Source organism: Winogradskyella schleiferi, assembly GCF_013394655.1.
Classification (GTDB): Bacteria; Bacteroidota; Bacteroidia; order Flavobacteriales; family Flavobacteriaceae; genus Winogradskyella; species Winogradskyella schleiferi.
In genome coordinates this window covers 2,267,581-2,279,975 of sequence record NZ_CP053351.1, presented here as the reverse complement: position 1 = coordinate 2,279,975, position 12,395 = coordinate 2,267,581, and the positions used below count along the sequence as shown (strand labels likewise).

General features: G+C 35.5%; 11 protein-coding genes. 8 read left to right on the top strand and 3 right to left on the bottom strand.

The genetic code is table 11. From position 1 onward, the window contains the following. Window positions 1-34 precede the first annotated feature (34 nt). Window positions 35-1,507, top strand: coding sequence for an IMP dehydrogenase (gene guaB / locus HM990_RS09875; protein ID WP_178988776.1), 1,473 nt, complete (start codon window positions 35-37; stop codon window positions 1,505-1,507). Window positions 1,508-1,595: 88 nt separating this feature from the next. Here guaB and HM990_RS09870 read toward each other — a convergent pair whose 3' ends face one another. Further along, the gene (locus HM990_RS09870) at window positions 1,596-2,849 is read right to left on the bottom strand and encodes an NRAMP family divalent metal transporter (protein ID WP_178988775.1); all 1,254 of its coding nucleotides are present in this window, start codon (window positions 2,847-2,849) and stop codon (window positions 1,596-1,598) included. Between the two features lie 315 nt (window positions 2,850-3,164). Here HM990_RS09870 and HM990_RS09865 point away from each other — a divergent pair, with 315 nt between their 5' ends. The 3 genes from HM990_RS09865 to HM990_RS09855 all read left to right on the top strand — a co-directional run bounded on the left by HM990_RS09865 (window position 3,165) and on the right by HM990_RS09855 (window position 4,602). Then, window positions 3,165-3,317 (top strand): YqaE/Pmp3 family membrane protein, encoded by a 153-nt coding sequence (locus HM990_RS09865; RefSeq protein WP_178988774.1) that lies wholly within the window; start codon window positions 3,165-3,167, stop codon window positions 3,315-3,317. Between the two features lie 11 nt (window positions 3,318-3,328). After that, window positions 3,329-3,970 carry an SDR family oxidoreductase gene (locus HM990_RS09860; protein ID WP_178988773.1) on the top strand — a complete coding sequence of 214 codons (642 nt, stop codon included), beginning with the start codon at window positions 3,329-3,331 and terminating at the stop codon, window positions 3,968-3,970. A gap of 71 nt (window positions 3,971-4,041) precedes the next feature. After that, complete coding sequence (locus tag HM990_RS09855) at window positions 4,042-4,602, top strand: type 1 glutamine amidotransferase domain-containing protein (protein WP_178988772.1); 561 nt, start codon at window positions 4,042-4,044, stop codon at window positions 4,600-4,602. 59 nt (window positions 4,603-4,661) lie between these two features. Here HM990_RS09855 and recG read toward each other — a convergent pair whose 3' ends face one another. Next, window positions 4,662-6,764, bottom strand: coding sequence for an ATP-dependent DNA helicase RecG (gene recG, locus HM990_RS09850; RefSeq protein WP_178988771.1), 2,103 nt, complete (start codon window positions 6,762-6,764; stop codon window positions 4,662-4,664). A 192-nt stretch (window positions 6,765-6,956) separates the two neighbouring features. Here recG and HM990_RS09845 point away from each other — a divergent pair, with 192 nt between their 5' ends. The 4 genes from HM990_RS09845 to HM990_RS09830 are packed head-to-tail and all read left to right on the top strand — an operon-like array spanning window position 6,957 to window position 11,937. Beyond that, on the top strand, window positions 6,957-8,924 hold the full coding sequence (locus HM990_RS09845) for a M1 family metallopeptidase (protein WP_178988770.1): 1,968 nt from the start codon (window positions 6,957-6,959) through the stop codon (window positions 8,922-8,924). After that, window positions 8,924-9,832 carry a patatin-like phospholipase family protein gene (locus HM990_RS09840; RefSeq protein WP_178988769.1) on the top strand — a complete coding sequence of 303 codons (909 nt, stop codon included), beginning with the start codon at window positions 8,924-8,926 and terminating at the stop codon, window positions 9,830-9,832. The genes HM990_RS09845 and HM990_RS09840 overlap by 1 nt, the downstream gene beginning before the upstream one ends. 57 nt (window positions 9,833-9,889) lie before the next feature. After that, entirely contained in the window at window positions 9,890-10,774 is an 885-nt protein-coding gene (locus HM990_RS09835; protein ID WP_178988768.1) for a patatin-like phospholipase family protein, read from the top strand. Between the two features lie 23 nt (window positions 10,775-10,797). Beyond that, window positions 10,798-11,937 (top strand): lycopene cyclase family protein, encoded by a 1,140-nt coding sequence (locus tag HM990_RS09830; protein WP_178988767.1) that lies wholly within the window; start codon window positions 10,798-10,800, stop codon window positions 11,935-11,937. Between the two features lie 219 nt (window positions 11,938-12,156). Here the strand turns inward: HM990_RS09830 and HM990_RS09825 are convergent, their stop codons facing one another. After that, entirely contained in the window at window positions 12,157-12,390 is a 234-nt protein-coding gene (locus HM990_RS09825) for a hypothetical protein (RefSeq protein WP_178988766.1), read from the bottom strand. Window positions 12,391-12,395: the final 5 nt, after the last annotated feature.

The following is a 12,395-nucleotide window of genomic DNA, read 5'->3' as shown; positions in this document are numbered from 1 at the left end:
TTGTATCTTTGTGCGCAATTATATCCTAATTGCCATGACAGCACACGAAAATAAAATCTTAGGTGAAGGTCTCACTTACGATGACGTCCTATTAGTTCCAGCATTTTCTGAAGTACTACCACGCGAAGTCAATATTCAAACAAAATTTACACGAAACATTACTATTAACATTCCTGTGATTTCCGCAGCAATGGATACGGTAACCGAAAGTAAAATGGCAATTGCCATGGCACAAGAAGGCGGAATAGGTGTGTTGCATAAGAACATGACGATTGAGCAACAAGCTGATAAAGTGCGTCGTGTAAAACGTGCGGAAAGCGGTATGATCATCGACCCAGTTACCTTACCATTAACGGCAACAGTTTTCGATGCCAAGTCCAATATGGCAGAACATAGTATTGGCGGCATACCGATTGTGGATGACGACGGAAAACTAAAAGGGATTGTAACCAATCGCGATTTACGCTTCGAGCACGAAAACACTAAGCCAATCGTAGAAGTTATGACCAAGGAAAACTTGGTTACTGCCGCTGTCGGAACCTCTTTAAAGGATGCTGAAAAAATACTTCAACAAAATAAAATCGAAAAATTACTCATCGTAGATGACAACTTTAAATTAGTAGGGCTAATTACATTTAGAGACATTACTAAAGTGACCCAAAAGCCAAATGCTAATAAAGATACTTTCGGAAGATTGCGTGTGGCTGCTGCTATTGGAGTTACAGGTGATGCGGTAGAAAGAGCCTCAGCTTTGGTAAAAGCTGGTGTTGATGCGGTAATTATAGACACAGCTCATGGTCATACCAAAGGCGTAGTCATGGTGCTTAAAGAAATTAAAAAGAAATTCCCTAAGCTTGAAGTTATTGTCGGCAATATTGCGACAGGTGAAGCCGCAAAATATTTAGTTGAAGCTGGTGCAGATGCCGTTAAAGTCGGAATTGGTCCAGGTTCAATTTGTACAACTAGAGTAGTGGCAGGCGTTGGATTTCCTCAGTTTTCTGCGGTTTTAGAAGTAGCTGCTGCGATAAAAGGCACTGGTGTTCCTGTTATTGCTGATGGAGGTATTCGTTATACAGGCGATATTCCTAAAGCGATTGCAGCAGGAGCAGATACCGTAATGTTAGGATCGCTCTTAGCGGGAACAAAAGAAAGTCCGGGAGAAACCATTATCTACGAAGGCCGAAAATTCAAATCTTATAGAGGCATGGGTTCTGTTGAAGCCATGAAACAGGGAAGTAAAGACCGTTATTTTCAAGATGTAGAAGATGATATCAAAAAATTAGTGCCAGAAGGTATTGTTGGTCGTGTGCCTTATAAAGGCGAATTGGTAGAAAGTATCCATCAATTTGTAGGTGGTCTTAGAGCAGGAATGGGTTATTGTGGTGCCAAAGACATCGAAACCTTAAAAGAATCAGGTCGTTTTGTAAAGATTACAAGTTCTGGCATTAACGAAAGTCACCCACATGATGTGACAATTACTAAGGAGGCCCCTAATTATTCACGTTAACAAATTCTTCCACTGATTAATGAACTTGTTTTCGCAACAGGTGAATTTTTCGATATGAAAATATAGTCTTAGTTGAATGCCATTAATTTCAAAAAATCAAAATCCAACCATAATAAAACGCCAGCAATGACAAAAAACTGATTCCGAGATAAGTCAATGTTTGTAATCCTCTTTTAGGACGATCAGCTTCGGGAACATCACTGCTCATCACATTTCTCAAATTCATATACCCAATAATTGGTGCCAAAACGAATGAGGTCGTTGTTGCAATTGCAAGGATTAATTCCAAATTAGCACCCAGAGTATAGAGGACAACTATGCTAACAATAGCTATAATAATGATGCCTATAGCGTAGTATTTTTTACCAGCAAATTTTTCATGTTTTCCAACAAGTAATCCAATGATATCAATACTAACCCTCGAAATGGCATCGTGTTGCGTAAGGCAAGTGCTGTACATTGTTGCAAAGGCAGATACTGCTATAAAAACATAGGCCCAATCACCAATATGGATGGTAAATAACGTGATGACCTGATCCGCAAAGGTTATGGCATTACCGCTCAATTCGGTTCCAGAACCGTAAAGTGTCATACATCCAATAATTAGGAAGAAAATAGCAAGATTAGCCGTTAATATATAACCCGTATTAAATTCCCGTAACGCATCTTTCAAAGTTGGTTTATATTGGTCAACCTTATATTTTTCAGCACTCCAAAGACTCAACCAGCTACTGGCTTCAACAGCTGTAGGCATCCAACCAATTAATGTGATCAAAAACAAAACACCTAATTCGTCAAATAGTTTAGGTGGATCAAAGTTAACTATGGTCGTTGCCGATCCTGAATTGATAACAAGAATAGTTGTTGCCAGCAAAGCAATAAATAGGATAGGAATTAGAAATTTTAAAGTGGTCTCTAAAAGTTTATACTTACCAATAATTAATAAAATACTATTAAAAACAAATAAGCAAACGGCAATCGTAGTAAAGGAAATACCTTCAATACCAAAGAGGTTGATAAAAAGTCCTGCGGTTATCGAACAAAGTGCAGCAGGACCTGCCACACTCGTTATCAAAGTTATCAAAGCATAAAGCCACAAATAGCCTTTGCCTCTTTTATGGTAACCTTCAATAATACTTTTTCCTGTAACATTAGTATAGCGAATACCAAACTCAAAAAAAGGATATTTTAAGACATTGGCTAAGATGATTGGAATAATCATAATCCAGCCATATTGTGCGCCAGCCTTTGTGGAAAGAACTAAATGCGACGTACCTATGGCCATACTAGCAAATAAAAGTCCAGGACCAAGGTTCTTTAAAAGCGTTTTTAGTTTAGACATCGTGTTTGGTTGGTGGTTTTTGTTGGTTAAATTTTATTAGTTGCGTACCCATAGATTTTGCTAGTGTTCAACTATAGTTTTATCACAATTTTTAATAATATTATTCCTCAATTTTTAAAATTATAAACGAAAGGAAGGTTTAAACCGATAATAAGTGAAATGAATAAAAGTTTTAAGATGCTTAAAAATAGATCAATTCTATTACAATCATAAAATTTTGCCAAATTATTAATCGGATTAATATAGAATCCATTAGCGATAAGGTTTGGTGGTAATTCTAAGTAACTTCGAATTGAACCAAAAAAATCAAAAATTATGTCAATACTAACAGTAATCTTATGTATTCTGCTTCCACCTTTAGCGGTTTTTCTAAAACATGGCTTAGGGACAGAGTTTCTTATTAGTTTAATTTTAACCTTAATAGGATGGTTGCCAGGCGTCATTTATGCATTTTACGTAAATAGTTAATATAAAAAATAATGGAAAATATACTAGTCGCAGGTGCTAATGGCACCACGGGAAAACAAATAGTTAAACTTTTAAAAGCTTCACAATACTTTAATCCCATCGCAATGGTAAGAAAGCGTGAACAAATGGATCAGTTTTCAAATCAAAAGATTGATACGGTATGCGCCGATTTAACCGAAGATCTAACGCATGCCATTGAGGGTATTGATAAAGTGATATTTGCTGCTGGCTCTGGAGGTAAAAACGTCGTTGAAGTTGATCAAGAAGGGGCAAAACGCTTAATAGCTGTTTCAAAAATGGCGAATGTGAAAAAATTTGTAATGCTAAGTTCCATGGGAGCTGATAATCCTGAAGCCGTTGAAGATCTGCAAGATTATTTAGAAGCTAAGCAAAATGCCGACGAACATCTTAAAAACAGTGGATTGAATTATACGATTGTAAGACCAGGCACTTTAAATAACTCCGAAGGAAAGGGAAAAATTGAATTAAAAGCAAAATTTAACAAACAAGGCGAAATCAGTAGGGCAGATGTTGCACAAACCTTAGTTAGGGCGCTGCATGATGATGCGCCTAAAAATTCAACATTTGAAATTTTGGAAGGCGATACGCTAATAGGGGAAGCTTTGAGTGCATCTTCAGCCGTGGTTAGTTAGGTTTAACCTATTGAATTGAATTTGAATACTACGAAAAGAAAATTATACACATAACATAATAAAACATAAAAATGGAAAATTTAAATAAAAAAACAGTAGCTATATTAGCTACAAACGGATTTGAAGAAAGCGAATTAAGAGAACCAAAGAAAGCTTTGGAAAACGCAGGAGCAGACGTACATATTGTATCTCTGGAATCTGGAGAGATTAAAAGTTGGTCTGATGGAAATTGGAGCCAATCCTACAAGGTTGATAAAACACTGAGCGAAGTCGATCAAAAAGATTACAACGCTTTGGTTTTGCCTGGAGGTCAAATAAATCCAGATATATTAAGAAACGATAAAAATGCAGTGTCATTTGTAAAATCATTTTTTGACAACCATAAACCAGTAGCAGCAATATGTCACGGTCCTTGGTTATTAGCGGAAGCAGGTGTCCTAAAAGGCAGAAAAATAACCTCTTATAGCTCAATTAAGACCGACATGATAAATGCAGGTGCTAATTGGGTAGATGAAGAAGTGGTTGTAGATTCTGGATTGGTCACAAGCAGAAATCCTGATGATTTACCAGCATTCAACGCTAAAATCGTTGAAGAAGTTTATGAAGGTAAACATGAAGAGCAGACTGCGTAATCTCATAAATAAGCAAAACTTAAAATACTGAAAGACATCCTTAACTGGGTGTCTTTTTTTTAGCTAATATAATTCCAAATATTCCGATACTTACTCATTTCCCTATAGGTGTTAAGAATCGGTTTGTGCTCTGTCAATTTTAAACTGGGATCAAGCTTTAATATGTTTTTAGCATAATAACGTGCTTGCTGCAAAATATCCTTATCCTTTATGATATCTGCAATTCTAAGATTTAAAACACCACTTTGTTGTGTTCCCATGATATCGCCAGGACCTCTAAGTTTTAAATCCACATCAGCAATTTCAAAGCCATCAGTAGAACTGACCATAGTCTGTATTCGGGTTTTGCTATTCTCTCCAAGTTTGTGGCTAGTCATTAAAATACAATAACTTTGTTCTGCACCACGACCAACACGTCCTCGCAATTGGTGTAATTGTGATAGACCAAACCGTTCCGCACTTTCAATAATCATTACTGAAGCGTTCGGTACGTTGACACCAACTTCAATAACCGTTGTGGCTACCATGATTTGGGTTTCGCCATTCACAAAACGTTCCATTTCAAAATCCTTGTCTGCTGGTTTCATTTTGCCATGAACAATTGAAATTTGATAATCTGGCATTGGAAATTCTCGCGATATACTTTCATAACCATCCATTAAATCTTTATAATCCATTTTTTCGCTCTCTTGAATTAAGGGATAGACGATATAAATTTGCCTTCCCAGAGCAATTTCATCTTTTATAAATTTGAAAACTTTCAGACGATTACTATCAAATCTATGAACCGTTTTTATCGGTTTTCTACCGGCTGGTAATTCGTCAATTACAGAGATATCCAAGTCACCATAAACTGACATGGCTAAGGTTCTGGGAATTGGAGTTGCGGTCATCACAAGAATATGTGGAGGAGAGGTATTCTTGTGCCATAATCTACTCCGTTGTTCCACGCCAAAACGATGTTGCTCATCGATAATGGCGAGCCCTAAATTTTTGAATTTAACCTTATCTTCAAGCAGTGCATGTGTACCGACTAAGATCTGTAAATTGCCGTTTTCAAGATTTTTATGAATTTCCTTTCGTTCTGAAGTTTTAGTTGAGCCAGTAAGCAATGAAATACTGATATTAAGTGGTTTACATAACTTACTTAATCCTTGGTAGTGTTGGACTGACAAAATAGCAGTCGGAGCCATTAAGCAACATTGAAAACCGTTGTCAAGCCCCATCAATATTGACATAAAGGCGACAATGGTTTTTCCAGAGCCTACATCACCTTGCAAAAGTCGATTCATCTGGGCATTGCTTCCTAAATCCTGCCTAATTTCTTTTAAAACCCGTTTCTGCGCATTGGTTAATTCGAACGCTAAAAGGTCTTTGTAAAACGTATTAAAATAGTGGCCTACTTTGTCAAAAGTAAAGCCTTTTATTTTTGATTTATGAATGAGGTTTTTAATAATTAACTGCAATTGAATGTAAAATAATTCTTCAAATTTTAGTCGAAATTGAGCCTTGGAAAGTAGTTCTGGAGACTTCGGAAAATGAATATTAAAAAGGGCGTCAGATTTTGAAATTAATTTTAATTCGGATCGAAGGGAGTCGGGTAGAGTTTCTGTAAATCGTCCATTGGTTTCCAAAAACAATTGTTGCATTATTTTAGAGACCACTTTGTTCGTAATCCCTTTAATTGATAATTTTTCGGTGGAAGGATAAATGGCTTGCATGGCAGAACGTAAATTATTTTCGTGTTCGGACTGCAATTCAATTTCAGGGTGAGGCATGCTGTATTTTCCGCTAAACCAATTGGTCTTTCCGAAAATCACATAAGGTTGGCCAACTTTTAGACTTTCTCTAATCCACTTCTGGCCACGAAACCAAACTAACTCCATCATTCCGGTATCGTCTCTAAAATCAGCAACCAAACGTTTACCTCGTTTTTGTGCGACTTCTCTAAATCCAGTTATTTGTCCTATAATCTGAACTTCAGCATTATTGCGCTGTAATTCGTTGATTTTGTAATATTTAGTTCGATCTATATAGCGGTTTGGGAATAAATTAATGAGGTCTTGATAGGTTTTAATTCCCAATTCTGAGCGCAACAAATCCGCCCGGTTCGGACCAACACCTTTTAGGTAATCAATGGGAGTTTGTAAATTCACGCTCATAGTTGCGAATTTAATTAATTCCTGCGAAGGCAGGAATCTCTTTTATGAATTAACTTTATTTAGAGACTATGCTTTGGTTTGTCGTCCTGAAAAAATGAAGAATCATTAAAGTTATGTTATTTATAATGACTAACTTTTAAGTAACCATATAAAATCTTTACTTTGGTCTTGTTCTTGATTTTGATTAAATATATGAAGAAAAATTTTGCTCTTTTTTGCCTTTTAATTGCGAGTTTGTCCTTTGCTCAGCAGACTGATTATGTAGATTTTTTAAAATTAGAGACTGCATTGTCTTTTGAGCCCGATTCGTCAAAAATCAGTGGGTCTGTTGCTCTAAAATTTAAAATACTAAAGGATGTGGATTCGGTATTTGTTGATGCTAAGAATATGAATTTTACTTTTGAGTTGGATGATCACGACAGAGTTAAGTTTAAATATGATGGTAATAAATTATGGCTATTAAGTCATTATAAAGCTGGTGAGGAGTATGATGTTTTTTTTAAATATTCTGCTCAGCCTAAAAAAGCGCTATATTTTTTTAAAAGAAAAAACAATTGGCAAATCTGGACGCAAGGTCAAGGAAAGTACACAAGTAATTGGTTGCCAAGTTTTGATGATGTCAATGAAAAAGTAGAGTTTGATTTGTCAATTGCTTTCAAACCATCATACGAAATTCTTTCGAATGGTAAGATGGATTCTGAAATGACAATATTTGATCCTGATATGCGAATTGTAAAATTTGACATGAAAAAACCAATGTCAAGCTACTTAGTAGCATTAGCAATAGGCAAATACAACGAAAAAACTGAAACTTCAAAAAGCGGCATTCCACTGGAATATTATTATTACCCAGAAGATTCCCTAAAAATTGAACAGACCTATCGCTACTCAAAACAAATGTTCGATTTTCTGGAAGAAGAAATAGGTTACGCTTATCCATGGCAAAATTACAAACAAGTTCCCGTACACGATTTTCTATATGCTGGCATGGAAAATACAAGTCTCACTATTTTTTCGGATGCCTTTGTAGTCGATTCCATTGGTTTTAATGATAAAAACTATGTCAATGTTAATGCACATGAGTTGGCGCATCAATGGTTTGGTAATTTGGTAACGGCAAAATCTGGCGAACATCATTGGCTTCAGGAAGGATTTGCAACCTATTATGCTTCATTGGCTGAGCGCGATATTTTTGGAGATGACCATTTTTATTTTAAACTTTTGGAGTCTGCAATAGAGTTAGGTAAACAAGATCTTTCGGGAAGTGGCACGTCACTTTTGAATCCTGAGTCGAGTAGCTTGACGTTCTACCAAAGAGGCGCTTGGGTGTTGCATGCCTTACGAACAAAAGTTGGCGACAAGGTGTTTAGGCAAGCCGTGAAAAATTACCTCGAGAAATACCAATTTGATAATGTGGAAACCTCTGATTTTATCAAAGAAGTTGAGCGCGTGTATGGAAGATCTTTGTCTAGTTTTGTAAATTTATGGATTAAGCAAAAAGCGTTTCCTGTGGATAATGCCTTTGATATATTGCAACAGCAATCCACCTATATAAACGAATTTTTAATGGTAGATTGCTTTGCTAAATCCTCTAAGTGTGCCGAATACCTTAAATATTATGTTTCAGATGAGGCTAAAGCAAAAATCATTTCACAAGTTCCAGAGCTTGTGACTGCCGAAACATTTAACAACGGTTTAAAAGTGCGTCAAGCAATTTCTCAGCACGTTCGTCAAATACCAAAAAGTTTAAAGGACGACTATGAAACGCTTTTAGATGATAAATCTTATATTACTATAGAAAATGCCTTGTACAATCTTTGGTCCAGTTTTCCTGAGGATCGGGCAAAATATCTTTTTAAAACAAGAAATGTCGTTGGTTTCAGCGATAAAAATGTGAGGCTGTTATGGATTGTGCTAAATCTCAGTACACCATTCTATGAAGCAGACAACAAACAGGCCTTGTTTAGTGAGCTGTTGAGTTATACAGGTGAAGAGCACAATGCAGACTTGAGAATGAATGCATTCCGGTATTTAAAAATGATAAAATCCTGTAATGAGGAATGTATGGCTAAATTAGAAAACGCAAAATCACACCATAACTGGAGATTGGTTAAATTTGCTAAAGAATTATCTGAAGAACTAGCGAAAAATAAGGGTTAATGCGAGCATTGGTCATATCAGGAGGAGGAAGCAAAGGCGCATTCGCGGGTGGTGTGGCGCAATACCTTATTGAAAATAAAAAGCATCAATACGATTTGTTTATTGGCACTTCAACAGGAAGTTTGTTGGTGTCTCACTTAGGTTTGAAAAACGTAGAAAAAATAAAGGAAGTTTATACCAATGTCAATCAAGCAGCTATTTTTGATAGTTGTCCTTTTATAACAAAGCGAAAAAAGGGCGTAGTTACGATTGGTATTAATCATCTCACGGTGCTTTTAAATTTATTAAAAGGTCATAAAACGTTTGGAACGAGTTTGAACTTGAAAAAACTCATTAAAAACACCTTATCGAAAGAAGAATTTTTTAAACTAAAAAACAGTCGTACGGAAATTGTGGTTACTGTTTCAAACTTGTCTCTTAATCATGTAGAATATAAATCGATAAAGGATTTTGACTATGAGGAGTTCTGTGAATGGGTATGGATTTCCTGTAATTACACGCCATTTATGTCTTTAGTCAAGAAAAATGGTTGCGAATATGCTGATGGTGGACTTGGGTCAATGGTGCCAATTGAAGAAGCCATCAAACGTGGCGCTACAACAGTAGATGCGATTATTTTACAAACGGAAGTTTCACAACTCAACAGAATGCCTTCGATAAATGCCTTTTCATTATTGACTAATATGTTTGCTTTTATGTTAGATAGAATCGAAAGTCAAAATATTAGGATCGGTAAATTTGTGGCTTCAAATCAAGAAGCTATCATTAATTTTTATTACACACCAACCGTTTTAACCACCAATTCCTTAATTTTTGATAAGATAAAAATGACTAAATGGTGGGAAAGTGGATTTAATTACGCCAAATATAAAAATGAAGAGCTAAGTCCTTTGGAAACTGAACAATGAAATCGTATCATGCAGTTTCGTTTATGAAAAAAATCAAAAACCATAGGTAATCAATAGATGCGAGCATTAGTTATATCAGGTGGCGGAAGTAAGGGAGCCTTTGCAGGCGGCGTAGCGCAATACCTCATAGAGCGTGAAAAACATAATTACGATATGTTTTTAGGAACTTCAACAGGAAGCCTTTTAGTCCCACATTTAGCTGTAAATAAAATTGGAAAACTCTACGATATATTTACCAATGTACAGCAGCACGATATTTTTAGCGTCAGTCCTTTTGTACAACGAAAAAAAGGAGACAGGGAATATGTATCTATTGATTTTGTAAATTCTCTTTGGCAGTTTATTAGACGCAGACGAACGTTTGGTGAAAGTAAGGCACTAAGGAAAAACATTAGAAAAAATGTCACTTACGAAGAATATTTGCAAATCAGAAAGGAAAAGCATGATGTTATAGTCACGGTTTCAAATTTATCGATGAATCGCGTCGAATATAAATCCATTCAAGACTGTTCTTATGAAGAATTCTGTAATTGGATCTGGATTTCCTGTAATTACATCCCATTTATGTCCTTGGTAAAAGTTGATGGTTATGAATATGCAGATGGTGGATTAGGAAGCGTAATTCCAATTAGGGAAGCTATTCAGCGAGGTGCAACTGAGGTTGATGCCATTGTTTTGGAAGCGGAAACATTGGGGAAACAAAAAGTATTGGGTAAAAATCCATTTTCATTGATGATTAGCCTTTTTGGGCATTTGCTGAACCAAGTGGAACGCAATGATATTATCATCGGAAAACTCGCGGCTAGAAATAAAAATGTAAAACTAAATTTATACTACACACCCACAAGTCTTACCGAAAACTCGTTGATTTTCAGCAAACGACTCATGGAAAAATGGTGGAAAGAAGGTTATGAATATGCCGAACGTAGGCATGAGAAATAGATTTTAATTTTATAAAAACGCAATTGACTCAATACGATTATATCATACTAGGAGCAGGAGCTTCAGGATTAATGCTGGCATATCGAATGTCGCAAGAGGCTTTCTTTGGTAATAAGTCGGTTCTGATTATAGATAAAACAAAAGGCAAAGGCAATGATAGAACTTGGTGCTTTTGGGAAAATGGCGCAGGAGAATGGGATGCGCTCTTAACTAAAACGTGGGATACCGTTTACTTTGGAAGTGCTATGTTTTCGAAATCCATTCCAATTTCGCCATTTCAATATAAAATGATTAGAAGTGAAGCGTTTTACGAATCGCTTTGGAAAAGCATAAATCAAAAATCTAATTTCAGTTTTATTGAAGATACTGTAGATAACTTTACGGAATTAAAAAAAGGAGTTCAGGTCATTACCAAAAACGGCAGTTATTTTGGCTCAAAACTATTTAACAGTTTGCCAAATCCTGAAACTTATAAATCTCAGCAAAAATACCCTGTTTTACAACAACATTTTGTCGGTTGGTTCGTAAAAACAAAAACGGATACGTTTGATGATTCCTTGGCAACATTCATGGATTTTAATGTGCCTCAAAATGGAAATACGCGCTTTATGTATGTATTACCAATAGATAAAAAAACGGCACTATTTGAATATACTTTGTTTTCTAAAAAATTATTGGAATATTCTGATTATGAAAATAATATAATAAGTTACTTAAATAAAAAAAACATATCAGAATACGAAATTATTGAAAAAGAAAAAGGCAACATTCCAATGACTTCTTTTAAATTTCAAGACTTAAATTCGAAACATATTCTCAATATAGGGACAGCAGGCGGTTGGACAAAAGCCAGTACGGGTTATACTTTTAAAAACACATCGAAAAAGACAAAACAAGTCATTGATTTTTTAAAGGAAAAAGAGGACTTATCTAAATTTCAAAGAAAAACAAAATTTAGATTTTACGATTTAATTTTTCTAGATGTATTAGCCAATCATAACGATGAAGGTGCCTCATTATTTTCTTCCATGTTTCAAAAGGCAAACATCAAGACTGTTTTTAAGTTTCTAGATGAAGAATCAACACTAATGGAGGATTTAAAGATTATTCTTTCCGTTCCACCAAAACGTTTTATTCAGGCATTGTTGAAGCGATTGTTTTAATTCGAAACGCGAATAAAAAGTACTCGAATAAAGAATCAAGAACCAGAAAAAATAAAAATGGATAAGAGAAAAGTCGTAAGACTAATGTGTGGTGCCGGGATTTTAAGTATGAAATTCTTTTATAAGCAAAGGCTTAAGTCAATAAAACCAAGTTTTCTCAACTTAACATATGAGTGAGGAGTTTTTTCTCTATGGGAAGACGGAAGATGGGCTTTTTTCTTATTGATAAACTTGCCCACGATGAGGTTTCAAAGCATCCCTTATAGGCTTCATTTCGTTTTCATCAACCACCAAATAAGCCAAACTGTGCATTTCGCTTAGGGTTTCAACACCAGTTATAGTAATGTCGAGCTTATTGTTTAGGATATATTCTTTTAAATGGATCAAATGATGTTCCGCGGTTTTCTGTCCTGTTGGTCCTTTAAAATCCCAAATTAATTTTAATTGTCTCATGGTTG